Raw genomic sequence first — 25619 nt, 5'->3', positions numbered from 1 at the left:
TTTGTGAGCCAAGCGTTGTATAATTATCATGTCATCATTAGCAGAAGACTCAGAAAGAAGGGATGACTATGCTAAAGCTAAGTATTCTCGATCAGTCACCGGTATCATCCGGCTTTACCCATAGTGAGGCATTGCAACAAACGATTGCGCTGGCACAGCTCGCTGATCGACTCGGCTACACCCGATTCTGGGTGTCAGAGCACCATAATTCAGAGGGGCTTGCAGGTTCTTCTCCAGAGGTACTATTATCTACGCTGGCTGCTCGCACAAGCCGTATACGACTTGGCTCTGGCGGCGTGCTGCTTCCTCACTACAGCGCCTACAAGGTCGCTGAGAACTTCCGTATGCTCGAGGCGCTCTATCCGGGGCGCATCGACCTTGGCATCGGGCGTGCACCTGGCGGCACGCCGCATACGGCCAAGGCGCTGCGTGGCGTCAGCGCCGATCTGTTCGAGGGACTTGAGCGGTTCCCTGCGCAAGTCACGGATTTGCTGCGGTTCCTCACCGACTCGGTGGAACCTGGGCACGTATTCGAGGGCATCCGTGCCACCCCTTTGGTGGCCTCGATGCCCCAGGTGTGGCTGCTCGGCTCCACTGGGCAGAGCGGGGTGTATGCGTCGCAGGCAGGCGCAGCCTTCTGCTTCGCGCACTTCATCAACGGCGCGGGAGGTCAGCATGCGGTGCGCAGCTACCGCAGCTCATTCCAGCCGTCCGCTCTTAATGTCGTGCCGCAGGCGACGGTGTGCATCTATGCGCTGTGCGCCGAAACGACAGCCGAGGCGGAGGAGCTTGCGACCTCAGTCGATTTGCGTATTCTGCAAATGGAAAAAGGCGAGTTCACTGGAGTGAAATCGCCGAAGGAAGCTGCGGAATATACGTATTCCGATTGGGATCAAACCCGTGTGAGAGACAATCGCTCACGGATGATCGTGGGTAATCCTGGCCAGGTCAGGGAACAAATCCTGCATCTTGCCGAAAGCTATGGTGTCGACGAAGTCATGGTCGTTGCAGGTGGACACCAAGTGGAAACGAGACTACGGACTGTGGAGTTGTTGGCGGAAGCTTTTCAGCTAAGTCATCAGCACAGTTACGTAATCTAGCGGGATTCAAGGCTAGTGGATGAGTGCCCGCTTAGCGCGTGCGCTTCGATCTCTTGTCGATCTCTTGCGTCACAATGAACGCCAGCTCTTCATTGCCAAAGAGGGAAAGCACGCCAAGCAAAGTGTCATCCGGTACCTCGCCGGCTTCCTCTTTCGGTACCGTTAATTCAAGTGCTTTCTCAAGTGCTTCATTATTGGGCTGGTCTGGATAGGCGCTAAGATAAAGTGCTGCAGGGTCCAGACCATGGTTTATACACCACTGTGCAAAAACCAAAATCATCATATGCTCTTCACGTTTGTAATTTTCGATCATTTGCTCTTCTAATTGTTTATTATTCATCGGGTAACAGACAGCTCCTTATATAACGATTGCAACACGCGTAATAACTAGGCCAACCTCTATCCACCTACGGGTGGATGGGTTCATTATAGCGAAAGATTAGGTGTATTCACAATGATTATTAAGAACGAGAAAATCAAAGCTTCCGAAGTTCAAGTTACGGGGCTGCAAGGTGAGGATTTAGGTGTAATGTCCACGAAGGACGCGCTTCTCCTTGCCAAAAGGTTAAAAGTAGACCTCGTCTGCACCTCGCTCATGAGCAGCCCGCCTCCTTGCAAGCTGATTGGAGCAGGCGCAGCCAAACAAGAGGCCCTGCAAGAAAAGCAGCAGGTTCGGAAGCAAGAACAAGGCCCGAAGGTCAAGGAGCTTCGCTTGACCGCCAACATCGAAGATCACGATCTCGAGACGAAGCGTCAACAAGCTGAACGCATGTTGAAGAGCGGAGACGCCGTCCTGCTGGTTGTTAAGATCTCGGGCAAGGAAGGCGCGAAAGCCAAGGAATTACTGGAGGGGTTAGTGGAGAAGCTCACCTCCCACGGTAAGAAGCGCACAGGCATCCAGCTAAGCGGCAAGCAAGCGGCCGTTCAGTTGGATCCCTTATAAAAAAGCATGGACAACCCCTTTCGGGGGAGGTCCATGCTTTTTTGGTGGGTGGGGGTGGATGTAGGCTATGGGAGGGAAAAGTAAGCGAGTAGATTGCTATCTACTCTGCTGAAAGGAACTTGGCTACGGAAACTGCTCCAGCAACTCCAGCAACTCCAGCAACTCCAGCAACTCAAACAACTCAAATAACTCAAACTACTCCAGCATTCGAGCTACTTAACATACACTCCCTCTTCTCTCAAAAGTGCAAAAAGTATTTGCATCAATTTTCAATTTCAGATGGGAAACCTATTCCAAAAGTGCTCTTTTGCAATTTTGACCACAATAGAAGTATAAGTTTTCGGATTCTAAATAGTGCTTTGCTACATTCTGCAAATTCATTAGTCGCTATCCGATGATCGTGATCGCCTGCGAACCCATGAACTCCCATGCTTCTTTGAAGGAAGCGAGCGGATAGGCTTCTTGTTCACCAGTCATCGGATCGTTCATATAAGCATAATCATCATCCCAGCCAGTTAGCAATAAGGCGTGTTCCGGCTGATACCACGGGACAAGCTCACCCGTCTCATCCTCCCACTCCAAGTCGAAAAAAGGACTATCCATATGCTCGGTTGCCCAAATCATGGCAGGGTTGCCTTTCGCGATGACGCCAAGCAAATCTTCAAAGGAGGTTCCTGTTAGATCGCGAACGTGACCAGGTAACCACTGATTCATCAGCTTCGCGACTGGGGTATGATAAATCCCATAGCCGATATCAAAAGGATCACCAACGAAAACATCTTTGGGATTTGCGCCAACAAAAGCACCAAACTCATTCTCATAGGGCATATCTCCTGTAGGGAGAGCATGAGCCACTTCTTCCTTCGTTATCGGCAGTCCGGCCCAATTCAGCAGCATGGTCGCAGCGACAGCTTCACAACCATTTGGCAGCTCGGGGAGCTGCGAGAGCGCGGGAATCGCTTGTATGTGAACATGCTGCTTAGTGAGAGTAGAGGCTTCATCATTGGGTGTCTGGCTAGTAGTGGATACGGCCTCTGTTACGACAGCTATAATGGGTAAAGGAATTTCGGTTGCGGTTTCCTCTTCATGATGCTGATCTGGAACTTCTCCAACTTGACTGGATAACGTCGTGTGGAGTTTTTTCGCATCGGGGGAATGTGATTTTAGGAGTAGAATAAGTGTAAAGCAGGCCAAAGCCAGCACTAGAGGTGTGAGCAAACTGAATTTCTTCATGTAGCACGTCCGTTCCTGTCAATGTTCTCATTACATCATGGGAGGATGGAGAATGCAATACATGATATCCAAAATGTGCCTTGAGACACATACGGTGTTGCCTTACTCGCATAGACTAGGTAAACAAGCTATTACTCTCTATAAGATGAGCTTATCAAGATAACCGTGGAGGCATGGGATGAAACGTTTCTATTTGTGGTGTACAGCAGCTTTTGTTAGTTATGCCGTTATCGTGATTTTATATTTCTTAAAAGGGGATTTATTTCAAATCCCGATGACATTAGTTGGATCTGTGGCGGATCCGAATACGTTCATGACCCATGCAGAAATTGCCAAGGCGGAGTCGCTTTCTAGGATTCATTCGTTAACCTTCTTTTTAAGCGCTCCCCTGCAAATGGGTGTGACCGTGGCCTTATTCGGCATAGCCGTTAGCTTCCGTCAACTCGCGGAGAAAGTATTCCGAGCTTCTTTCTTGCAAATGCTCCTTTTTGTGGTGCTTTTTACCCTCGTCATGGATGTGCTGTTTCTTCCAATTGATGTGTTTCTGTTCAAAATCGACCAAGCCTACGGCATCTCCAATGAAACGCCTATCATTTTTCTGAAGGATTATGTCAAAACATTTCTCATAGGTATCGTAGGCACGATACTCGTGGTAGGGATTTTTAGATGGCTCTGTAAGTGGAGTCCTAAGAAATGGTGGGTATGGTTGTGGCTAATTTCAATCCCGTTAATCTTATTCGTCACGTTTATTCAGCCTGTGGTACTGGACCCGTTGTTCAATCAGTTTCAACCCCTTCAGAATCAGGAATTGAAAACGCAAATTCTTGATCTTGCAGCCAAATCGCACATACCGACGGATCAAGTTTATGAGGTCAACATGTCGGAAAGGACGAATGCCATTAACGCCTATGTCAATGGGATCGGCGGGAACGCGCGTATTGTGCTGTGGGATACTATTTTGAAGAAATTGCAGCCTGATGAAATCCTGACAGTCATGGCACATGAGATGGGTCATTACGTAGAACGGCATATCTATTGGGGGATAGCCTATGGTGTTGCACTCAGTTTGGTTGGCTTTTGGTTGGTTTTCCGTGTGTATCGGCTAATCTTAAAACGCTGGGGCTCACTTTGGGGCATGCAAGGGGAAAGAGATTTAGCGGCATTACCGATTCTTCTGCTGCTCATCTCGTTGATGAGCTTCCTATCATCACCAGCTCAAAATGCGTTCTCAAGGGTCATTGAGCATCGAGCAGATGTCTATGCGATGAGGATGACGGGGGATGGGGATGCAGCAATTCGGGCTTTTCAGCATATTGCGAAAGAGAATCTCAGTCCCGTTACACAACCTAAGCTGGTGCAGTGGTTCCGTGGCTCTCATCCAACGATTGTGGAGAGAATTATGTATTTTGAGCGGTATAAGAAGTAAGGGAGCTTGTAGGCAAAATCCAACAAAAGCACGAATGCCACTTCCGCTAGGGCAGTAGGCAATCGTGCTTTTGTTACGGACTCAGTTAGTCATTTCTGCGTGTCATTTGCTGCCACACAGAGCCTTCCGCGGCATGACCACCCTCGATCCGCTCGAGTGCGATCTTGACCTGCATACGTACCTCGAACTCAGGGTCATCTGCTGCTTCGTGAAGGTCCGGAAGCACGGTGTGATCGCCTACCTCGTAAAGGAAGCGTGCCGCGCGCCAACGGACCAGCTTGTTGCGGTCCTTCAGCGCCTTGGCCATCGCCGGCATCGCGGCGGGGTCACCAAGGTCGGACAGCGTATCGCCTGCGGTCCGACGCACAGAAGCTGTATCGTCCTCGAGGGCACGATACAGATAGGGCAGTACCTCGGGTTCCTTGATATCCCCGAGGTACACCGTGGCCAGTCGCCGAAGCGACGTGTTCTCGTCCTGCAAGGCATGGACGAGGAGGGGCAGCGTCTCTAGCGACGGCTGGATCTTTTGAAGCGCGGCGTAGCGCAGCTTCCAATCGCTGTGCCGCAGCTGCCTAGCTGCTGCGACAAGATCCCCTGTGGCGGCCTCCTCCACAGGGGCATCCGTGGTCTCCTGCATCGCGCGGGAGACCAGGTCTTCGACGCGGGCATCGTCGTAAGAAGCGTCCAGTTCCTGGACGACTTCGCCTGCGATGTCCGACAGCTCGCCGTAGCGGACGCCGAGCTCCTCGAGCTTCCGCTCTTTGATCAGGTTCGGCGATGCCGTACCTGCGCGGACTGCGGCTTGTGTGAAGCGCTCCGGCATAGCGACGCGCGCTTCTTCTGTGCCTGCGCGCACCCTCACCTGGAGCGGAATACCGCGAAACATCTGCACGAGCACTTGCGCTTCACCGAAGGATGCCTCAGCCGCAGGCTGCTCGGTAGGCAGGTTGCTTCCGGAAGATGACTGAGCTTCGCCATAGATTTCGCGCGCTTGAGCCAGGATGAACTGCCAGTCGCCTTTGGAGCTCCGGTCTACCGCGATGAAGTCGGCAGCGTGGAACACACTGATAACGCCGGGTACAGCAAGCAGCTTCTGCACGTCCTCGGGAGCGCCATTTGCATTTTTTTTCGTATACGTTTCACGCACACCGGCAGGTAAAGACTCATCCATATTGAGCTTCATAGAATTGGGGCTTGGTGTAGGTTCGATGGAAATGATTTTCATAGCGTTTCAACTCCTTAGTAGGAACGGGTCAATCACGGCTTCGCCGTTCTTAGGTTAGATGAAAAGGCCCGGACGGGGACCGTCCAGGCCTTTATCGGCAGCTAGTGCCCTTCGCTTCTAGTCTAAGTCGACCAGATTACGATTTAAATATAGATCCAATGTTTTGGTAAGATCAAATACCGTATGAGCCAGGTCCACATTTTCAAAAACATGATCACATTGGTCACGGTAAGCTAATTCATTCTCATAATCAGACAAATATTTGGCGGCGATTTCTTCTGAATCTCCGCTTTCTTTCATCCGTTCTTCAAGTGTGTCTCGCTGGGCATAAATGAAGATTTGGACAACGCGATCGTCATATAGCTTTTTGAGCGTTTCGGCGCCAAAGCGATTCAAGATCAAGTAAATGCTTCCGCTTTGCTGGAACATTCGCTCAATATCAGCGCTTTTGATCCCGTATAGATGGTCGTTTACGGTACTGACTTCGATAAATTCACCGCCAGTTTGTGCCTGAACAAATTGGGCGGGTGAGATGAAGTGATAATCCTGTCCATCTTCCTCTGTTGGTTTCGGAGGTCGGGTGGTATACGAAATCACTTGTTTCATTCCCAAGGTGGAGCCGGACATTTCGGCAACGGTTTTACGACCTGCCCCGTGCGGGCCAGTGAATACAAAAATCATTTCCTTATCCTTTAATGCGTACATGGAACATACCTCCTTCGATTGGATGGGGGGTAAATCCTAAGTGCGTGAACGGTGTGAAACGATTTTTGACCTTAGGAACTTAATTAACCATACCTATAGTTTACATCGTAAGGCTTCATCGGTAAAGACTTGCATGAAATCGCTTCATCAATCTAGCGCTTGCCGCCACCGCCGCGAGTGCCTCTTGGTGCACTTCCACGAGCGCCGCCTTGCCCACCGCGTGGGCCGCTTGGTCTGTCGCCACGAGGAGCACCGCCGCGTGAGCCGAAGCCCTCGCCGCGAGGTGCCGCGCTGCGCGCACCACGCTCATCATTGCGTCCGCGAGGAGCGCCGCTCGTGCGGGAGCCGAAGCCTTCGCCGCGAGGAGCACCGCTCGTGCGGGAGCCGAAGCCTTCGCCGCGAGGAGCACCGCTCGTGCGGGAGCCGAAGCCCTCACCGCGAGGAGCAGCGCCACCGCGTGCTCCGCCATCGCCGCGGCCTTTGCCGCCGCGAAGTGTACGAGACGCAGCAGCCGCGTCATCACGACCTGCGCCGGCATATTTGTTATATGGCGAGTAGGACTTATCGCCATGTGGAGCTGAACGCTTACGCTCCGCACCTTCACCACCACCGCTGTAGGAACCAGTGACACGTGCTTTCGCAGCGTTCATGTTCGTTCCACGAGCTGGAGCGGAATTCGTAGTTGGCGATTCGTGAACAACGGTTGCGCGACCCCATGTATTCGGATTGCGTTCTGAATTCACTTTCGCAGGTCTTTCACCGGAACGGCCTGCGCCAGCAGCACCGCCGCGTCCACCGAATTTGTCACCTTTGGCGCCAAAACCAGTTTTTCGTTCGCTGCCGTATTGCACACTCGAACGATCGCCGCGAAGCTCACGTGCTCCAGGTCTTCCCGCACGTCCACCGCTGCGTTGCTCTGGGGCACCCGTACGGTCATTACGTCTGCCACCGCGTGAAGCTCCAGCTCCACCTTTTCTTGCAGACCCTCTGCCATCTTGCTCGATGTAATCTTCTGTCTTGGAACGAACAACACGTCTTTGCCCTCCATCTGGACCGCGCAATGACATTTTGATGCCTTTTTCGATGAGCTCGATCGTTGGCATATCTCTTTGCGTTGCGAAAGTCACAGCTACGCCTGACTCGCCAGCACGACCCGTTCTACCAATCCGATGAATGTAGCTTTCGGCATCTTGAGGTACATCATAGTTGAAGATATGCGTAACGCCTTCCACATCTAAACCACGAGCAGCGATGTCAGTAGCGACTAAGAGCTCGATACGTCCTTCTCTGAAACGCTTCATCACTTGCTCACGTTTCGCTTGAGACAAGTCGCCGTGAAGCTCATCAGACATTAAACCAATTTCTTGCAACGTTTCATTGAGCGCAATTGCTTTGGCTTTGGTCCGGCAGAAAATCATCGCAAGATAAGGCCTGTATTGTTTGATTGCAGCGATAAGAGCGTCTTGTTTATCACGATCAGTCGTAGGGACAAGCACCTGCTGAATCTCAGTCAAAGTGACTTGTTTACTTTGAATTTTAATTTCTTTGGCTTCCTTCATATAAGCCTTAGACAGATTAATGACCTGTTCGGGCATTGTCGCAGAGAAGAGCAGCGTTTGGCGGTAAGGGGATGTTTGCGCAATGATGTCCTTGACTTCATGCAAGAAGCCCATATGCAACATTTGATCTGCTTCATCTAATACGAGTATTTTCAATTTATAGAAATTGATAGAACCGCGACGAAGATGATCAAGCAATCTTCCCGGTGTTCCTACTACTATATGTATGTTGCCTTGAAGCTTTCTAAGCTGTTTTTCTACATCTTGCCCACCGTATGCAGCCAGGACCTTAGCACCTGTGATCGGGACAAGGGTTTTCAACTCATTGCTAATTTGAATCGCTAACTCACGAGTCGGGGTAAGAATAAGCGCTTGAACATCCGAGCTTTCTACATCAATGGTTTCTAATATAGGAAGTACAAAGGCAAGGGTTTTACCTGTACCTGTTTGAGCTTGTGCGATAACATCCGAACCTTTTAACAATACTGGAATCGCTTCTCGTTGAATGGGGGTCGGTTCTACGACACCTTGATTTTGCAAAACTTGAACTAATTGTTCTCTAATACCTAATGAGGCAAATCCATTTGACATGGGTAATTGGCCAGCTCCCTTTTTCCTTCTTAGTAAAGACGATTCCCTCATTGTACAGGAATGAAAGACAAATGAAAACAGGAGCTGACCCACAAGCAGAAATAAACCACTTTATAAATAGAAGTTTTACATGCTGGTTGTGCTCCATAAGACGTAGCAAGACCCCCTATTACATGGGAAAGCTTCTCAATAGGAGGCGAGCCCAAATCTGTCTAGTCGTGGGGTAAGGATTGCGCTGTTCCAAACACACGTGTCACCGTCTGATTGAAATCTGTTAGAAGTGGCATAAGCGAATGGCCTTTCCAGCTTTCCTGTGCATAGTTATTCATTTTATTAAGGAAATCCCGATTTGCTGAAATATAGACATCCATCAGATCCGGTTGTAAGACACGAAGTTTCTCCGCAATAGCCTGTTTAAAAGGATGTGAAAGTAAATCATGATGCACAGCTGTTTCATAACTATTGTAGCCTTTATTCAAATCATTAGACGGTAGGGAGTCATCATAAGGATTATCATCGTTGTAGATGCCCTTGGTTGTTCCTTGATTATTCGTCTCCTTGGTCAGTCCCTTTGTACCTACCGCACTGCTATCCATCATTAATGCGATATAAGCATTCTGATTTGTAATCATGACGTAGGCTGTATTGACCCCGTCCATAGTATGGAGCTGGTCAGAGAGATACTGACTGTATTCTAGCTTTGTGTTGTTGTGCGTAACAGGTCCGGAGAGTTGTTGAACTTGATAGGCTCTATCATTCTGATCAGCTTTTTCGACATGAGTGCCAAAATTCGAGCTAGTAGAGTCATCACGATCGCCTCTGTACTGTTTATCGCTAGAACCACATGCGGATAATGTAAGCAGTAGGAATATGATTCCATAAATCGGAAAACCTAACTTCCTGAACATAATTAACAGACCTCCCAATGCGATTTAATGTCTATAGGATGAGATGTTTCTGTCTAATTATTCGTGTTCACAAATAAAGGCTTTTATGCATAAAGAGGTGGGTGTATGGAAATAACCATGAAGGGAAATATATCGCTACAGTCGCTGTTTAAGAACAATTTGTGAACTCTCCTACAGCGATTGACAAAAAGTTTTCACGAATTTATAGTTATTAAAGTGAATTGACATGGGCATGGCCTTCGTGGTAAAAATATTGTTTTAAAAGTGGGGTTGATACAATGAGTCAATTGAAAAAGTTCTGGCGTCTGCTACCCCTTCTAGCGGTAATGACGCTCATGCTAACTGGGTGCGGAGACCCAACCTTATCTGCTTTAGTGCCAAAAGGTCCTGTGGCGACGGAGCAGCTTTATTTAATGAAATTAAGTCTCTTTATCATGATTTTTGTCGTAATTGTCGTATTTGCGATTTATGTGTACGTTTTAGTTCGCTTTCGCAAACGTAAAGGCGACGAAAGCATACCGAAACAAGTCGAAGGAAGTCATGTTTTGGAGATTATCTGGACGGTAATTCCAATTCTCTTGCTGTTAGTACTTGCGGTGCCAACAGTGTCTTACACGTTCAAACACTCCGAGAATTACAACAAGAACAAAGACGCTATCCATGTGAAAGTCACTGCGCATCAGTTCTGGTGGCAGTTTGAATATCCAGACCTTGGTATCGCAACAGCTCAGCAGCTGGTGATTCCTGAGGACAAAATCATTGCCTTTGATGTCGTTTCTGCTGACGTAGCGCACGCATTCTGGGTACCATCCCTAGGTGGTAAAGTGGATACAAACCCAGGTATCCGTAATACGCTTTACTTGCAAGCTGATGAAATCGCAACATTCCAAGGTAGATGTACAGAGCTTTGCGGAGCTTCACATGCATTGATGAACTTTACGGTAGCTTCTAAGTCGGAAGCAGATTTTAATGCTTGGGTTGCGAAAATGAAAGCACCTAATACTGTGTCGGCATCTACACAAAAAGGTGAAGAGCTTTTCAAAGAAAACTGTATGTCTTGTCATGCTGTTAATGCTAGCGGCCCTGGGGTTGCTCCTAACCTTAAAGGCTTCGCAGATCGCGACACACTTGCAGGTATCCTTGAGAAGACACCTGAGAACATAGCATCGTGGATACATAATCCGCAAGAACTGAAACCAGGTAACAAAATGCCAGCTTTCGGTAAAGAAGCTAACGGCAAGTTAGATGACGCTCAAATTAAAGATATCGTTTCATACTTACAAACATTAACATTGAAATAAACTCTTGATGTAAAGGAGGTTCATACGTTGGCTCACTCTCATCCAGTAAAAAAACATACCGGGCTTATGGATTGGCTTACAACCGTCGATCATAAGAAAATCGGTATCCTGTATTTACTAGCGGGCGGCTTCTTCTTCCTTGTAGGAGGACTTGAAGCGATATTGATCCGGATTCAACTTGCTTATCCAGATCAACAAATTTTCATCGGAGATTCATTTAACCAATTAACAACGATGCACGGAACGACGATGATTTTCTTTGCGGCAATGCCGGTCATTTTCGCTTTCATGAATGCCATCGTTCCACTACAAATTGGTGCAAGGGACGTTGCGTTCCCTTTCGTTAACTCACTCGGCTTCTGGTTATTCTTCGCCGGTGGTGTGCTTATGAACACAAGTTGGTTCTTGGGCGGTGCTCCTGACGCAGGTTGGACAGGATACGCACCTTTATCCTCGATTACTGACTCAGTTTGGGGAGAAACTCTAGAAGGTAACTTGCAAGGTACGGACTTCTATGTACTTGGATTGCAAATTGCAGGTATCGGGACATTAATCGGGGGGATCAACTTCCTCGTAACGATTATTAACATGCGTGCTCCTGGTCTTACATACATGCGTCTGCCTATGTTTACATGGTCTGCTTTTGTAACTTCAGGTTTGATCGTTCTTGCTTTCCCAGCAATTACTGTTGCTCTAGTTTTACTTATGTTTGACCGTGTCTTTGGCGGAGCTATCTTCGATGCAGCCAGAGGCGGTAACAACGTACTGTGGGAGCATTTATTCTGGATTTTCGGGCATCCCGAAGTTTACATTTTGATTCTTCCAGCCTTCGGTATTATTTCTGAGATTGTTTCTACTTTTTCGAAAAAACGTCTGTTCGGATACAGCTCCATGGTATTTGCAACAGTGCTAATTGGATTCTTAGGCTTCATGGTTTGGGTCCACCATATGTTTACATCAGGCTTAGGTCCAGTAGCGAACTCGATCTTCGCGATTGCTACAATGGCGATTGCGGTTCCTACAGGCGTCAAGATCTTTAACTGGTTGTTCACACTTTGGGGTGGTCAAATCCGCTTCACAACAGCGAACATCTTCGCTACAGCTTTCATTCCAACCTTCGTCATGGGTGGAACAACAGGGGTTATGCTTGCGATTCCAGCGGCTGACTTCCAATACCATGATACGTATTTCGTAGTAGCGCATTTCCACTATGTTATCGTTGGTGGTCTCGTTCTTGGTTTGTTCGCAGGTCTATACTACTGGTGGCCGAAAATGTTTGGTCGTATGCTAAGTGAAGGCTTGGGTAAATTACATTTCTGGTTATTCTTCATTGGCTTCCATCTGACATTCTTCCCGCAGCATTTCTTGGGTCTAATGGGGATGCCGAGACGCGTATTTACGTATCAACCAGGATATGGTCTCGAAGCTGGTAACTTTGTATCAACGATTGGTGCTTTCTTAATGGGTATTGGTACGTTGGTGTTCCTTATCAACATCATCTCTACAGCTAGAAAACCTATGACGGCTCCTGCAGATCCATGGGATGGACGCTCCTTGGAGTGGACAATTCCATCACCTGCACCTGAATATAACTTCAAACAAACTCCGCTTGTTCGCGGGTTAGATGCTTTCTGGAAAGAAAAAATGGCTGGAAACAAGCAAATGACACCAGCTGAGCCAATCGGTTCGATCCACATGCCTTCTGCATCGATCTTGCCGCTTGTCATGTCTGTTGGATTGTTCATCGCTGGTTTTGGCTTTATGTACAAAAACTACTATGTAGCTGGAGCAGGGATCATAGTTACTTTCATTGCCATGTTCTTGCGTTCCGTATATGACGATCACGGTTGGCATATTGAACCGGAAGAACTTGAAGACGATCATAAGGGGGTAAAGGCATGAGTAGTCATCACACGGGCGCACTGCCTGCTAATCCGGAAACGGCTACCCTCGAAGGGAAGAATAAAGTTCTTGGTTTCTGGCTTTTCCTTGGTGCAGAGGTTGTTTTGTTCGGTTGCTTATTCGCAACTTACATTGCCCTTCGGAACTCTGTTCCGGATGGCCCAACAGCTGATGAGCTTTTCAAGCTTAAAACAGTTGGTTGGTCAACGTTTATTCTCTTGACGAGCAGTTTGACGAGTGTATTCGCAATCATTGCGATGCACCGTCAAAAAGTAGGTCAATTGTTAGCTTGGTTGGCAGTTACGGTTTTGTTCGGTCTTTCCTTCTTAGGCATGGAGATCTACGAGTTTTACGAGTATGTGCATGAAGGTCACAAGTTTACGACGAGTGCTTTCTCCACCTCGTTCTATACGTTAGTCGGTTTCCACGGTGCTCACGTAGCATTCGGTGTTTGCTGGATTACGCTGTTGATTTTCCAAGGGATGAAGAAAGGTCTTACAGTTGTAACGGCACCTAAGTTCTATGTCGCTTCCCTGTACTGGCATTTTATCGACTTAGTTTGGGTATTTATCTTCACAGTTGTTTATCTGATGGGGAAGGTGGGTCACTAAATGAGCAGCAATTCTCATGATACACACGCACCTAGCAAACGAGTGAAGCACGATTCACCAGTGAATCACTATTTAACTTACATCATTTCGATTCTACTCACGATGTTGGCATTCGCTGTCGTACTATACGGAGACTTGGATCGTTCGTTTATCTTGATTTTCATCGTATCCTTAGGGATCGTGCAGGCGCTTGTTCAGTTACTTTTCTGGATGCATGCCAAAGAGAGAGGACACTTGTTCCCTCTAATCTTTATCTTCGCAGGAGCATTCGTTGCTCTTACCGGTGTAATCACAGCCGTATATTGGGTTTGGTGGTAAAAAAGATAGAAGAGGCAACTTTGTTTAGACAAAGTGCCTCCTCTTTTTTTAAGTAGAGATATTCGGAAGTAGTCAGCTTGAGAGGAGATAGATGCAGGTATGAGTCAGATTGGTGGATTTTTTGATTTGTGGAATCCTGTTTTATTGTTGATCGTCGTTGTAATCGGATATAGTTATGGTCGATTTGTCGTGAAAGGCATGGTGAAAGCAGATGAATCAGAGCCAATTTCGATCTCAGCGCAGCTTCTCTTCTACGCGGGGCTAGCTTTATTCTATATTGGGCAGGGAAGTCCAATTAGCTATATTGGGCATCACTACTTGTTCAGTATGCACATGCTGCAGCAAACGATTCTTTACTTAATCGTACCGATATTCATTTGGTTAGGAACACCGGCTTGGTTGGTTCGTGCTTGTATGAAAAATGTAGTATTTCGCGGTCTGTTTACTTTTTTAACTCGGCCTCTGCTCGCATTATTCATGTTCAATATGCTCTTCTCCATCTACCATATGCCTTTTATTATGGATTACTTGATGAAGAATGATGTACCGCTTCTTGCTTATCATACGATGCTCTTAATGACGGCCTTTATTATGTGGTTCCCGGTATTTTGTCCGCTTCCTGAGCTGAATCGCTTGAACGATTTGAAGAAGATGGCATATATTTTCGGAAATGGTGTCTTGCTGACACCCGCATGTGCGCTTATCATTTTTGCGGATTCGATTATCTACGATATGTATGACAACGTCACTGTTCCTTTTGCTCATTTATCACCGATTGATGATCAACAGCTCGGTGGTGTCATCATGAAGATATTGCAAGAGATTATCTATGGCGCAACATTAGCTTATATATTCTTCCGCTGGTATCGCCGAGAGCGCAAGGATGATGATGAATTGGATCCTATCCCATCACAAGATAGCTTGAATAATCAAGGCGGGAACTGGAATCGCGCTTAGGAGAGGAATAGAAAGATGCACATATTACCTACGATTTCTACGATGTTTATTGTGATTAGTGCCATTTTTGTTGGGTTCGGATGGTATCATATCGTCAAAGGAAACCGGGATACACATGAGAAGCTGATGGTTTTAGGCGCGATTTTTGCTTTAGCCTTTTTCATCATCTACATGTCCCGTACCTTGTTTGAAGGAAACACGGCATTTGGCGGGCCAGAGAGTTTAAAGCTGCCTTATCATTTGTTCTTGTTCTTCCATATCACCTTGGCTACAATAGGAGGCGTTCTTGGCCTCGTCACGCTATGGTTCGCTTATAAGAAGAAGTTCCTTAAACATAAGAAAATTGGTAAGTTTGCCGCATTTGTGTGGCTGCTAACAGCGCCTACAGGTGTGATGGTTTACGTATTATTGTATGTCTTGTATCCAGGTGGAACAACAAAGCCAGTTATAGATGCCATTTTTGGTTTGTAAACCATACCAATAGCACGGAATGATGTGAAAGTTCATCGTTCCGTGCTATTTTTTTGCCTTTATAAGGGCTGATTTTGTGATTTCGCCCATCGGGTTGTTGAAATCAACAATTTGACATGACGAAATGAGCATGCCATTTTTCATATTGCTCATAGGTTAATCCGGTTGATTCCACTACGCTTAAGGAAGAGATGCATCTCACCATAACATGTAGTGGAGGGTCAACGAATGAAGAAAATTTTAGCGTCAACTATGATTATCATGATGATGGGTACAGCCATTGCCTGTTCCTCGAAGACGGAATCGACGATAACAACGAGTGAGTCACAGTCACCAGCGACAACTACCGCGACGACGTATCCGATGACAACAGATAAAACCCTAACGTATTGGGGTGAGTTGAATGGGAACTTAACAGGTGTGAAAACGACACATGCGGATGTCCCCTTTTTCCAAGAGTGGCAGAAGAAAACGGGAGTTCCTCTTAAATTCTTAGCGCCGCCAACGGGACAAGCCAAAGAAGCACTTAACGTGATGCTGGCATCTGGAGATTTGCCGGATATGATCGAATACAACTTCCTGAGCGATTTCCCAGGTGGACCTGAGAAAGCCATTAAAGATGGTTACATCCTGAAATTGAATGATCTGATTGATAAATACGCGCCTAACCTGAAGAAATACCTCAAAGAGCATCCAGATGTCGACAAAATGGTAAAAACAGATAACGGCAGCTATTATGCGTTCCCATTCATTCGAGGCGATGAATACTTGCAGGTTTTCCAAGGACCGATGATTCGTAAAGATTGGTTAGATGAGTTAGGACTCCCTGTTCCTGAAACGATTGATGACTGGACAGCGACATTGAAAGCCTTTAAAGAGAAGAAAGGTGCAGCAGCGCCACTATCGTTTATCAGCAAACCTAGATTTTTCAATGAATCGTACAACGGTGCATTTTTAGGTGCATTTGGCGTAAACCGTGGATTTTATTTGGACAATGGGAAAATCAAATACGGACCTTCGGAAAGTGGCTTTAAGGAGTACTTGAAGACATTCCACCAATGGTATCAAGATGGCTTACTAGATAAGAACATTGCTACGGTGGATACGAAAGCTTTGGATGGCAGCTTCGCAACGGGAGCGACAGGGGCAAGTATCGGTAATGCAGGCGGTGGAATGGGCAAATGGCAGCCGCTAGTTCAGGCGAAAGATCCTAAAGCACAGCTGGTAGCTGCGCCATATCCGGTACTGAAGAAAGGCGATACGCCGAAATTTGGTCAAAAGGATAACCCGTATTCCTCTGGTGGCATTGTCGCGGTAACAGGAAAGTCCAAGAATCCAGAATTAGCTGTGAAGATGCTAGATTATGGGTACAGTGAAGCAGGTCACATGTTCTTCAACTTCGGAACAGAGGGAGTTAGCTACGCGATGGTGGATGGCTATCCGAAATACACGGATTTGCTGATGAAAAATCCAGAAAAGTTAGCTCCTGCACAAGCGATGTCCATGTACATTCGTGGCAGCTACAACGGTCCATTCATCCAGGATAAGCGTTATGCAGAGCAATTCTTTGTGCTGCCAACCCAACGCGATGCCATCAATGTGTGGAAGAAAACCGATACAGCCAAATATAGCTTGCCGCCGCTTACACCGACACCGGAGGAAAGCTCCGAATATGCGAAAATCATGGGCGACATGAATACATTGGTGGATGAAATGACGCTGAAAATCATTTTGGGCAACGAGCCCGTAGATGGTTTCGAGAAATATGTAGATAAAATGAAGTCACTGAATTTAAGCCGCGCTATCGAGATTCAGCAAGCAGCACTTGATCGCTATAATAAGCGATAAGTTTCATTTAGCACAAGTGAGGTGGGGGATCTGTGATCCCCTTGCTCTACAAGTAAACTGGCGAGAGGGTGAGGATGGAGATGGCCAATACACAGCCACTGGAAAGCGTAACGCTCACGAAACAACAAACCGGGACAAATCGATATATCCGAGATTTTATTGCCAATAAGTACTTGTACCTGATGATGGTACCCGTACTCGCTTATTACCTCATTTTCCATTATGCACCTATGTATGGCGCCTTAATTGCCTTCAAAGAGTATTCTCCTATGAAAGGAATTCTAGGAAGTGATTGGGTAGGTTTTAAGCATTTTCATGACTTTTTTAGTTCTTTTTACTTTTGGCGCATATTGAAAAATACGTTGGTTATTTCGTTGTACTCCTTACTATTTGAGTTCCCTGCTCCGATTATTTTGGCCCTGTTGATCAATGAGGTGCGGAGTAAGACGTTCAAGCGGGTCGCACAAACGATTACGTATATGCCTTATTTTATTTCGCTTGTCGTTATTTGCGGGATTATTACAGACTTTACGAACGCGGATGGTGTCATTAACAATATCGCGATGTCCTTCGGATATGACGGGCAAGCCATGTTGCAAAAAGCGGAGTTGTTCCGACCGATCTATATATTATCCGAGATTTGGCAACGAATTGGTTGGGAGTCGATTATTTATATTGCTGCGTTAATGAGTATTGATACCGAACAGTATGAAGCTGCACGTATGGATGGCGCAAGTCGCTGGAAACAGATGATGTATATTACATTGCCAGGCATTATGCCGACTATTGCGATTATGTTTATTTTGCGTATGGGTAATTTGTTGAACGTGGGCTTTGAGAAGATCATTCTACTCTATAATCCTGTCAGTTATGAAACGGCGGACGTGATTTCCTCTTTCGTCTATCGCAAAGGGTTGCTTGAGTTTGGATGGAGTTACAGCTCCGCTGTTGGCTTATTTAATTCCATTATCAATCTCATCCTACTTATTACAGCGAATTACATTAGTCGTAAAGTAAATGAAAGCAGCTTATGGTGAGGTGATGTTGATGAGAAAAGGACCTAGTTTCGTAGAAAGACTATTCGATATTGCGATTCATTTGATTTTGACCCTACTTGTAGTAGTTACGTTATACCCTTTGCTTTATGTCTTATTTGCTTCGTTCAGTCAAGCGAATGAATTAGTTGCGCACAAAGGAATTTTATATAAATCACTTGGTTTTAGTTGGGAAGCCTATAAAGGGGTGATGAAGAACCCTGGGATTCTCATTGGTTACCGCAATACGATGTTTATCGTTGTGGCTGGTGTGATCGTCAACCTTCTGATGACTGCGCTAGGCGCCTACGTGCTTTCTAGGAAAAATGTCATCTGGAATAAGGCATTCATGATCATTATCGTGATTACAATGTTCTTCCATGGGGGGTTAATCCCACTGTATTTGATTGTCAAAAATGTAGGCCTGCTCGACACGCTATGGGCGACGATTATTCCATTCTCCATCTCCACATTTAATTTGATTATTATGCGAACAGCATTTATGGCGATACCAGACAGCTTAGAGGAGTCGGCCAAAATCGATGGGGCCAATCACTTTACGATTTTGTTCAGAATTATCATCCCCCTGTCCATGCCCGTCATTGCCGTTATGATTCTGTACTATGCTGTAGATAAATGGAATGGCTGGTTTTACGCATCGATCTTTATTAAAAATCGTGATCTCTTCCCCCTACAGCTCGTTCTTAGAGAAATTTTAATTTCCAATTCAACAGATGGCATGTCCGTGGGAGCGGATGCGGGTGATCGTTTCCAGATCGGGGAAACTATTAAATATGCGACGATCGTCGTGGCAACATTGCCAATTCTGTGTGTCTACCCATTTGTGCAAAGGTTCTTTGTCAAAGGGGTTATGGTGGGCTCCCTGAAGGGGTAGAGCATGGAAATAGAGATCTAGTAGCGCTTTTATCAATCGGATTTGTCATTTTGGACATTCCTCCCCTTGCGAACAGAGGTATAATAGAGTGAAGGAGACAATCCCTTCAGAGGAATTTTCAAGGTGCGCAGTGGGAGGAGATCCATGTGAAGTTTCGATTTTTTTGGCCAAAAAGGAAGAGCATTATCTTTACTTGGCTGTTATCATACAGTGCCGTATTGTTCGTGCCGATGCTGATGAGCATTCTTATTTATTCACAGTCTAGTCATGTGCTAAAAAGTGAAATTCATCGTGCGAATGATTCCTTACTCAAACAAGTCCGTTACACGATCGACACGCAATTCGATTTGATGAAACGGTTGAATATGGAAATTACTTGGAATGCTAAGCTTCAAAGTCTGATGTACACCAATGTACGAACCAATGATGATCAATATCTCGCGTTTCAGCTCGTCAAAGAGTTTCGGATGTATCAAACCTCGTATGCGACAATCGATGAATTCTATGTGACTTGGGATCAGGAGGCATCGATTCTCCGTCCAGGCAATATGCGTGATTTGCATACAGCGTTTGATACGATTCACAATACAGGTACCCTCCGATATGAACAATGGCTGGATACGATTCACCAAGCTACGAATAACCAATTTCTAATCCTTCCCCGTGTAGATGCTGGTCCTTCTTCATCTTCCATCGCGTATGTCACACACTTGCCCAAGGATCTGAACGGCAAGCAAACGGGGACAGTCGTTGTGATGGCTGATCGGGAGCGATTCGAGAAGGCGATTGAAAGCATTTCTGGGTTTAGCGGTGGGCAAATCGTCATCCTTAATCATGACAATCAAGTTCTACTCTCCAATGTCCCTGTGACAGTGAACAAGAATCTCATTTTGGACCAATTGCCGGATGAGGATAATGTCACGTACAAACCATCGCAGGACGGAGAATCAGAGCTTTTCTATATTCAGTCGGCTGTTTCTGATTTGAAATATGTACTGATCATTCCAAGCCGTATGTATTGGGAAAAAGCGGAGTATGTCCGCAAGTTTACTTATATCAGCATACTGATCAGCTTATTTGGTGCAGCGGTGCTAACATGGTTCTTTCTGCGCCGTAACTACTCACCTATCCAACGTTTGGTTCAATCGATTTCTGACAAAAATGCCTTCGATGAACGCGCAGATGGGAATGAACTGCATTTCATTCAGAAAGTGATCTCCCACACGCGTAATGAAAAAGATCAAATCGCAATGCAGTTGCAATCTCACCATCACGTGCTCCGTTCAAATATGTTAAATCGGCTGTTGAAGGGGCGAATTGATTCGCTCGTTTCGTATGAGGAAGCTTTCAAAACCTTCCATATGGATTTGATTTCGAATCATTTCGCGGTTATCCTGTTTGCGGTTGAGAATTCCGATAGTATATCTACGAATTTGCCAGGTATGGACATCAATGAACGTAGAAAATTAATGCAGTTCATTATCACGAATGTTGTTGAAGAACTCACTGGTCATCGTCAGCATGCTGGTTATGTAGCCGAAATCGATGACATGATGGTGTGCTTGGTGAACTTTGCAGAAACGGATGCAGCAGAGCGGAAGGCTGATCTGGATTGGATTGCTGCCGAGGCACAGCGGTTCCTGACACGGTTTCATATGGATTTAACGATATCCATCAGCGGTGTTCACCCTTCTTTAATTGGCGTTGCTGAGGCATATAGTGAAGCGTTGGACGCGATGGAATATAAGATGGTTCGAGGGAAAAGAGAGATCATTACCTACGATGAGATTCGAATCGACACGGCAGATAAGCTTCAGCAGGGCTATTACTATCCGCTCCAAGTGGAGCAGCAAATTATTAATCTCATCAAAGCGGGGGATATTGAGCAAGCTTCTGCTAGCATGAACGAGATCATGGGGCGCAATTTCGATAAGCCGCTGGTGTCGCTTACTTTGGCCAGGTGTCTTATCTTCAATCTTGTAGGTACGATGGTGAAAGCGATGAATGAGCTTGGGGACGGAACTACGCAGCCATGGCTAGGGGACAACCCGTTATGGATGGATAAAATCATTGCCTGCGACACCATTCTGGAAATGCAGCAAGAGCTGCAGCTGCTGCTCAGAGAGGTATGTGCCTTTGCCGCTTCTAGAATAGAAGCGAACCAGACGAAAGAACGTACGGAAACCTTGCGCGAGCTCATCGCGAAAGTTATGCAATATATTGAGGATCAATATCAAGACGCTAATTTGAATGTGAATACGATTGGTGAGAACTTTGCCTTAAGAGGCAGCTACGTGTCCAAGTTATTCAAGGATCAGACAGGTGAGGGTTTGCTCGACTACATTACGAAATACCGAATTCAACAAGCGAAGAAGATGATCAGCTATAAGCAAGATTCGATCTCAGAGATCGCGCGGCTAGTTGGCTATAATGAAGTGGCTACGTTTATTCGTGTTTTCAAGAAATACGAGGGAATAACACCTGGGAAGTATAAGGAAATGAATTGAGGTTAGATGCGGGGAGGGGAACGGAATGAGCAGACGAGCTAGGAGTAAGATGCTATTACTTCTAAGTATAATCACCCTTGGACTGACGGCATGCTCTTCTGAGAGTCCGACGAATCTTACGACACCGGCAGGGCAGCCTACAGCTACGGCCAAGGATATGGAGCAGTCTGTACCAGCAGTGACGAAGCTGACCTATTGGTCAGAGCTGAATGGGAATGCCGCGAGTGTGAAAGCGACATTCAAGGATATTCCCTTTTTCCAAGAATGGCAGAAGCGAACTGGGGTCCAGCTTTCCTTCATACAGCCATCAGCGAATCAGGCCAAGGAAGCGATGAATGTCTTATTAGCCTCTGGCGACTTGCCTGATATGATGGAGTACGAGTGGGACAGCTTCCCTGGCGGGCCCGAAAAGGCGATCAAAGATGGCTATATTTTGAGGCTGAATGAGGTCATTGATAAGTATGCACCTAATCTGAAGAAGTACTTAAAGGATCATCCCGAAATCGATAAGCAAATCCGGACAGATGACGGCAGCTATTATGTTTTCCCTTTTATCCGTGGCGATGATAAGCTTCGTACGTATCAAGGACCCATTATCCGTCAGGATTGGCTTAATGAACTTGGACTAGAGGTGCCAACCACGATAGAGGAATGGCATACGGTGCTTAAGGTGTTCAAGGAGAAGAAAGGAATTGCAGCTCCGTTGACATTCCTAGGTGTGCCGAATCCGTTGTTCGGGATTGAGGGGGGCGCTTTTGTAGGCGCATATGGGATTCGAAAAGGCTTCTATCAGGATCATGGTGAGGTAAAATACGGCCCGATGGAGAAGGGATACCAAGATTTCTTAGCCACGTTCCGAGGGTGGTATGAGGAAGGATTAATCGATAAGAACATTGCATCTGTGGATACCAAAACAATGGACTCCAATATGGTAACGGGGCGAAGTGGAGCAACGATCTGGAATGCGGGGGCGGGCATTGGGAAATGGCAGCCGCTAGTTGAGGAGAAGAATAAATCGGCTCTGTTTGCAGCAGCTCCCTATCCCGTGCTCCATAAAGGGGATAAGCCGAAATTTGGGCAGAAAAGCTATGATTATGTCGGTACCGGCGGGGTCGCTATTTCAAGTAACAGTAAACATGCGGCAGAGGCTGCCAAGCTGCTTGATTACGGCTATAGTGACGAGGGTCATATGCTCTTTAATTTCGGGATTGAAGGAACGAGCTACACGTTGAAAGACGGATACCCAACGTATACGGATTGGATCCTGCGGAATCCAGATAAGCTGGCCCCTTCACAAGCCTTGTCGATGTATACGAGAGCCAGCTATTTTGGGCCGTTTGTTCAGGATGTTCGGTATGTTGAGCAGTATTACACCTTGCCTGAGCAAAGGAAAGCAATTGGGATCTGGGCGGATACGCAAGTTGAATCGTACACATTACCGCAAATTCCGAAGACGGAACTTTAGAGTGCTGAATTTTCTTCCATTATGATGGATGTGATGACACTCGTCGATGAGATGTCTCTGAAGATTATTCTCGGCGTCGAGCCGCTAGATTCGTTCGATAGCTACGTTAGTAAGATGAAAGCATCCAAAATTGATCGAGCCATTGAAATCCAAAAGTTAGCGTTAAATCGCTATGAGAAGCGTTAATAGCTTCTCTTTTTTTGATTTTGTGAAGAAAAATTCATTGTTTTTCCATTTTCATGTAAAATAGTGAGTGTACGCAACTTCGTGATGAAAGGTAGGCTCATAGATGACATACCCTTTAGTTGTTGAACAAGTATCGAAGCAGTACGGGGATAAAACGGCCGTAAATCGGATTGGGCTGCAAGTGAAGCAAGGGGAAATTTATGGCTTGTTAGGCGCAAACGGAGCTGGTAAAACGACAACGATGCGGATGGTACTCGGACTCATATACCCAGATGAAGGTAACATATTGTGGAATGGACAAGGATATCGGGAAGAGCTACGCAGCTTAATGGGGTATTTGCCTGAAGAGCGTGGCTTATATCCTAAAGTTAAAATTAGCGAGCAGATCTTATACTTAGCTGAACTTAGGGGCATGAAACGACGCGAAGCAGAGCGCAGCTTGAAGTTATGGTTGGAAAGATTTGAGGTTCCTGATTATTACAACCGTAAGGTTGAGGAGCTGTCCAAAGGGAACCAGCAGAAGATTCAATTCATTGCGGCGGTTATTCACAATCCCGAGATTCTGATTCTGGATGAAGCCTTTAGCGGACTAGATCCAGTGAATGTAGAACTGCTCAAAAAAACGGTGAAAAGCCTCCGTGATGAGGGGAAAACGATTTTATTTTCCAGTCATCGGATGGAGCATGTGGAGGAGCTTTGTGAGAATATCTGTATGCTGCATCGCTCAAATACAATTCTTCAAGGGGGCTTAAAGGACATTAAAGCGAGCTTCCCTAAGGAGAGAGTTGTGCTGGAGACATCGACGAGTGTAGAGGGGTTAGAGAAGCTTCAAGGCGTAATTTCGGTGAACCAAGGGCTAAATGGGTACGAGCTTCGCATTGCGCAACCAGAAGCCGCGCAGCGTATTCTGCAATACGCGATGGAACGGTCCACTGTGCAGCGTTTTCAAATTATGGAGCCAACCTTGAATGAAATTTTTATCCAGAAGGTGGGAAGCCAAAATGAATAGTATATGGACAGTCATTAAATTTACATTCCTGTCTCGTTTTCGCACGAAATCGTTTCAAGTGATGAGTCTCATCTTACTAATCCTGATGTCGCTTTTGATCCATCTTCCAACGATTATTAAGCAATTTTCTTCCGATGAAGCGATGAAAATAGGGGTATTTGGTAAGCAACAAGCGATTGTGGCATCCAAATTAGAAGCTTTTTATAACAATCAGCCGAATGCAGAGATACAAATTGTACCCCTTTCAGATCAAGGCAGTGTAGAAGCAAATGAGGCATATGGGAAGCAGCAAATCATCGATAAGAAGATTAAGGGATACTTAGAGTTCACGGATGGGAAACAGGGCGGATTCCCGAAGCTGCGCTATAAATCCACAGGGACGCTGGATTCCTCACCAAAAAATAAGCTGCAAACGGCACTTCAGCTAATCAAGACGGATATGGTGCTGCAAGGAGCTGGTCTACCAGATACGCTAAAAACCGATATCCAAACACCTGTGTCGTTGGAAACCGTGCAAATATCCACAACGGATCAAGCTGCTACGGGCAAAACAGAGTCCCAAATGAGGTTGTCTTATATACTGGTTTATATTCTACTCTTCATGCTTTACATGGGTGCAATTGGATTTGGGAATCTCGTTGCAACGGAAATCACAGCGGAGAAAAGCACGCGCGTCATGGAATTACTCATTACAAGCGTGTCACCGCTGAAGCAGATGTTTGGAAAAATTATTGGCATTTGCTTACTGGCGCTATCACAAATAGCTGTACTAATCGCCGTTTCTGTCCTTAATATTCAATTTAGCGATGCCTCGGCCATCAAGGAACTGAATATCAGTTGGAGCGATTTAGAAATATCACTGATCATTTATTTCTTAATTTTCTACTTACTCGGTTTCTTCATTTATGCGACGATTTTCGCAGCAATAGGCTCGCTTGTCAGCCGCACTGAGGATGTGGGGCCAGCCATTATGCCAGTCACCTATATCATCGTAGCGGCTTTCATGATTGCGATCTTCGGACTTAACTATCCGAATGCTCCGTTCGTGGTGACGATGTCATTCGTGCCATTTTTCTCGCCTATGATTATGTTCTTACGTATCGGAATGAGCAGCCCACCGTTCTGGCAGATCGCGATGTCGATTGCGATTCAATTGGTGTCGATCGGCGCGATGGCTTGGCTTGCGGCGAAGATCTACCGCACTGGCGTGCTGATGTACGGCAAGCGGCCAACGTTGAAGGAGCTGCGCAAGGCTATGCGTGCGTATCGGTAGTGTGCATAATCATAAATGTGATATATGAGTAACGGTTATAATTGAGACTGATTTGATCGATAAATGAGACAAATATGGGTACATGTTTGAGACTAAATAATGAAGATAGATGAATCAATTCGTTGATTTATCTATCTTTTTTTTATTTTCAA

The 25619-nt window shown here is 46.2% G+C and carries 23 protein-coding genes; 17 read left to right on the top strand and 6 right to left on the bottom strand.

The window, feature by feature from the left end:
- Window positions 1–68: 68 nt before the first annotated feature.
- A complete protein-coding gene (locus tag ASG89_RS30620) occupies window positions 69–1100 on the top strand; it encodes an LLM class flavin-dependent oxidoreductase (protein WP_057315124.1) in 1032 nt (343 codons plus the stop codon).
- A 31-nt stretch (window positions 1101–1131) separates the two neighbouring features.
- Here the strand turns inward: ASG89_RS30620 and ASG89_RS30615 are convergent, their stop codons facing one another.
- On the bottom strand, window positions 1132–1440 hold the full coding sequence (locus tag ASG89_RS30615; RefSeq protein ID WP_057315123.1) for a hypothetical protein: 309 nt from the start codon (window positions 1438–1440) through the stop codon (window positions 1132–1134).
- A gap of 117 nt (window positions 1441–1557) precedes the next feature.
- On the opposite strand from ASG89_RS30615, the gene infC reads away from it, so the two are divergent.
- Window positions 1558–2043, top strand: coding sequence for a translation initiation factor IF-3 (infC, locus tag ASG89_RS30610; protein ID WP_057315233.1), 486 nt, complete (start codon window positions 1558–1560; stop codon window positions 2041–2043).
- A gap of 387 nt (window positions 2044–2430) precedes the next feature.
- Here the strand turns inward: infC and ASG89_RS30605 are convergent, their stop codons facing one another.
- Window positions 2431–3276 (bottom strand): C39 family peptidase, encoded by an 846-nt coding sequence (locus ASG89_RS30605; RefSeq protein WP_057315122.1) that lies wholly within the window; start codon window positions 3274–3276, stop codon window positions 2431–2433.
- A 178-nt stretch (window positions 3277–3454) separates the two neighbouring features.
- Between ASG89_RS30605 and ASG89_RS30600 the strand changes: the two genes are divergently transcribed.
- On the top strand, window positions 3455–4702 hold the full coding sequence (locus ASG89_RS30600; protein WP_057315121.1) for a M48 family metallopeptidase: 1248 nt from the start codon (window positions 3455–3457) through the stop codon (window positions 4700–4702).
- Window positions 4703–4787: 85 nt separating this feature from the next.
- Here ASG89_RS30600 and ASG89_RS30595 read toward each other — a convergent pair whose 3' ends face one another.
- From ASG89_RS30595 to ASG89_RS30580, 4 genes are all read right to left on the bottom strand, one after another.
- Window positions 4788–5927: a conserved virulence factor C family protein gene (locus ASG89_RS30595; RefSeq protein WP_057315120.1), complete on the bottom strand. Its 1140-nt coding sequence runs from the start codon at window positions 5925–5927 to the stop codon at window positions 4788–4790.
- A gap of 117 nt (window positions 5928–6044) precedes the next feature.
- Window positions 6045–6632 carry a guanylate kinase gene (locus ASG89_RS30590; RefSeq protein WP_057315119.1) on the bottom strand — a complete coding sequence of 196 codons (588 nt, stop codon included), beginning with the start codon at window positions 6630–6632 and terminating at the stop codon, window positions 6045–6047.
- A 152-nt stretch (window positions 6633–6784) separates the two neighbouring features.
- The gene (locus ASG89_RS30585) at window positions 6785–8782 is read right to left on the bottom strand and encodes a DEAD/DEAH box helicase (protein WP_057315118.1); all 1998 of its coding nucleotides are present in this window, start codon (window positions 8780–8782) and stop codon (window positions 6785–6787) included.
- 212 nt (window positions 8783–8994) lie between these two features.
- Complete coding sequence (locus ASG89_RS30580) at window positions 8995–9690, bottom strand: hypothetical protein (protein WP_057315117.1); 696 nt, start codon at window positions 9688–9690, stop codon at window positions 8995–8997.
- 278 nt (window positions 9691–9968) lie between these two features.
- On the opposite strand from ASG89_RS30580, the gene coxB reads away from it, so the two are divergent.
- The 14 genes from coxB (at window position 9969) to ASG89_RS30515 (ending at window position 25467) form a co-directional block, all read left to right on the top strand.
- Entirely contained in the window at window positions 9969–10991 is a 1023-nt protein-coding gene (gene coxB, locus ASG89_RS30575; RefSeq protein ID WP_057315116.1) for a cytochrome c oxidase subunit II, read from the top strand.
- A gap of 27 nt (window positions 10992–11018) precedes the next feature.
- The gene (gene ctaD / locus ASG89_RS30570) at window positions 11019–12893 is read left to right on the top strand and encodes a cytochrome c oxidase subunit I (protein WP_057315115.1); all 1875 of its coding nucleotides are present in this window, start codon (window positions 11019–11021) and stop codon (window positions 12891–12893) included.
- Entirely contained in the window at window positions 12890–13504 is a 615-nt protein-coding gene (locus ASG89_RS30565; protein ID WP_057315114.1) for a cytochrome (ubi)quinol oxidase subunit III, read from the top strand. Before ctaD ends, ASG89_RS30565 begins: the two co-directional genes overlap by 4 nt.
- Entirely contained in the window at window positions 13505–13822 is a 318-nt protein-coding gene (locus tag ASG89_RS30560; RefSeq protein ID WP_057315113.1) for a cytochrome C oxidase subunit IV family protein, read from the top strand.
- Window positions 13823–13921: 99 nt separating this feature from the next.
- On the top strand, window positions 13922–14779 hold the full coding sequence (locus tag ASG89_RS30555) for a cytochrome c oxidase assembly protein (protein ID WP_057315112.1): 858 nt from the start codon (window positions 13922–13924) through the stop codon (window positions 14777–14779).
- 15 nt (window positions 14780–14794) lie between these two features.
- On the top strand, window positions 14795–15250 hold the full coding sequence (locus ASG89_RS30550; protein WP_057315111.1) for a DUF420 domain-containing protein: 456 nt from the start codon (window positions 14795–14797) through the stop codon (window positions 15248–15250).
- Between the two features lie 228 nt (window positions 15251–15478).
- The gene (locus ASG89_RS30545) at window positions 15479–17098 is read left to right on the top strand and encodes an extracellular solute-binding protein (protein ID WP_057315110.1); all 1620 of its coding nucleotides are present in this window, start codon (window positions 15479–15481) and stop codon (window positions 17096–17098) included.
- Between the two features lie 80 nt (window positions 17099–17178).
- A complete protein-coding gene (locus ASG89_RS30540) occupies window positions 17179–18135 on the top strand; it encodes an ABC transporter permease (RefSeq protein ID WP_057315232.1) in 957 nt (318 codons plus the stop codon).
- A gap of 10 nt (window positions 18136–18145) precedes the next feature.
- On the top strand, window positions 18146–19027 hold the full coding sequence (locus ASG89_RS30535; protein WP_057315109.1) for a carbohydrate ABC transporter permease: 882 nt from the start codon (window positions 18146–18148) through the stop codon (window positions 19025–19027).
- A gap of 146 nt (window positions 19028–19173) precedes the next feature.
- Window positions 19174–21534, top strand: coding sequence for a helix-turn-helix domain-containing protein (locus ASG89_RS30530; protein WP_057315108.1), 2361 nt, complete (start codon window positions 19174–19176; stop codon window positions 21532–21534).
- A 25-nt stretch (window positions 21535–21559) separates the two neighbouring features.
- Entirely contained in the window at window positions 21560–22999 is a 1440-nt protein-coding gene (locus tag ASG89_RS30525; protein ID WP_321166543.1) for an extracellular solute-binding protein, read from the top strand.
- Window positions 23000–23020: 21 nt separating this feature from the next.
- Complete coding sequence (locus ASG89_RS38485; protein WP_321166542.1) at window positions 23021–23185, top strand: hypothetical protein; 165 nt, start codon at window positions 23021–23023, stop codon at window positions 23183–23185.
- 103 nt (window positions 23186–23288) lie between these two features.
- The gene (locus tag ASG89_RS30520) at window positions 23289–24194 is read left to right on the top strand and encodes an ABC transporter ATP-binding protein (protein ID WP_057315107.1); all 906 of its coding nucleotides are present in this window, start codon (window positions 23289–23291) and stop codon (window positions 24192–24194) included.
- Window positions 24187–25467, top strand: coding sequence for an ABC transporter permease (locus ASG89_RS30515; RefSeq protein ID WP_057315106.1), 1281 nt, complete (start codon window positions 24187–24189; stop codon window positions 25465–25467). Before ASG89_RS30520 ends, ASG89_RS30515 begins: the two co-directional genes overlap by 8 nt.
- Window positions 25468–25619 lie beyond the last annotated feature (152 nt).

It is taken from the genome of Paenibacillus sp. Soil766 (genome assembly GCF_001428105.1).
Taxonomy (GTDB): domain Bacteria; phylum Bacillota; class Bacilli; order Paenibacillales; family NBRC-103111; genus Paenibacillus_E.
This window is presented reverse-complemented; position numbering and strand designations above follow the sequence as displayed.

What these genes read in the sequence shown, in the direction of transcription:
- ASG89_RS38485 (WP_321166542.1), top strand. Translation starts at nt 23,021, where the DNA reads ATGATGGATGTGATGACACTCGTCGATGAGATGTCTCTGAAGATTATT.
- ASG89_RS30555 (WP_057315112.1), top strand. Translation starts at nt 13,922, where the DNA reads ATGAGTCAGATTGGTGGATTTTTTGATTTGTGGAATCCTGTTTTATTG.
- ASG89_RS30535 (WP_057315109.1), top strand. Translation starts at nt 18,146, where the DNA reads ATGAGAAAAGGACCTAGTTTCGTAGAAAGACTATTCGATATTGCGATT.
- ASG89_RS30525 (WP_321166543.1), top strand. Translation starts at nt 21,560, where the DNA reads ATGAGCAGACGAGCTAGGAGTAAGATGCTATTACTTCTAAGTATAATC.
- ASG89_RS30615 (WP_057315123.1), bottom strand. Translation starts at nt 1,440, where the DNA reads ATGAATAATAAACAATTAGAAGAGCAAATGATCGAAAATTACAAACGT.
- ASG89_RS30585 (WP_057315118.1), bottom strand. Translation starts at nt 8,782, where the DNA reads ATGTCAAATGGATTTGCCTCATTAGGTATTAGAGAACAATTAGTTCAA.
- ASG89_RS30595 (WP_057315120.1), bottom strand. Translation starts at nt 5,927, where the DNA reads ATGAAAATCATTTCCATCGAACCTACACCAAGCCCCAATTCTATGAAG.
- ASG89_RS30565 (WP_057315114.1), top strand. Translation starts at nt 12,890, where the DNA reads ATGAGTAGTCATCACACGGGCGCACTGCCTGCTAATCCGGAAACGGCT.
- ASG89_RS30560 (WP_057315113.1), top strand. Translation starts at nt 13,505, where the DNA reads ATGAGCAGCAATTCTCATGATACACACGCACCTAGCAAACGAGTGAAG.
- ASG89_RS30580 (WP_057315117.1), bottom strand. Translation starts at nt 9,690, where the DNA reads ATGTTCAGGAAGTTAGGTTTTCCGATTTATGGAATCATATTCCTACTG.
- ASG89_RS30520 (WP_057315107.1), top strand. Translation starts at nt 23,289, where the DNA reads ATGACATACCCTTTAGTTGTTGAACAAGTATCGAAGCAGTACGGGGAT.
- ASG89_RS30590 (WP_057315119.1), bottom strand. Translation starts at nt 6,632, where the DNA reads ATGTACGCATTAAAGGATAAGGAAATGATTTTTGTATTCACTGGCCCG.
- ASG89_RS30600 (WP_057315121.1), top strand. Translation starts at nt 3,455, where the DNA reads ATGAAACGTTTCTATTTGTGGTGTACAGCAGCTTTTGTTAGTTATGCC.
- ASG89_RS30605 (WP_057315122.1), bottom strand. Translation starts at nt 3,276, where the DNA reads ATGAAGAAATTCAGTTTGCTCACACCTCTAGTGCTGGCTTTGGCCTGC.
- ASG89_RS30515 (WP_057315106.1), top strand. Translation starts at nt 24,187, where the DNA reads ATGAATAGTATATGGACAGTCATTAAATTTACATTCCTGTCTCGTTTT.
- ASG89_RS30550 (WP_057315111.1), top strand. Translation starts at nt 14,795, where the DNA reads ATGCACATATTACCTACGATTTCTACGATGTTTATTGTGATTAGTGCC.
- ASG89_RS30620 (WP_057315124.1), top strand. Translation starts at nt 69, where the DNA reads ATGCTAAAGCTAAGTATTCTCGATCAGTCACCGGTATCATCCGGCTTT.
- coxB (WP_057315116.1), top strand. Translation starts at nt 9,969, where the DNA reads ATGAGTCAATTGAAAAAGTTCTGGCGTCTGCTACCCCTTCTAGCGGTA.
- ASG89_RS30545 (WP_057315110.1), top strand. Translation starts at nt 15,479, where the DNA reads ATGAAGAAAATTTTAGCGTCAACTATGATTATCATGATGATGGGTACA.
- ASG89_RS30540 (WP_057315232.1), top strand. Translation starts at nt 17,179, where the DNA reads ATGGCCAATACACAGCCACTGGAAAGCGTAACGCTCACGAAACAACAA.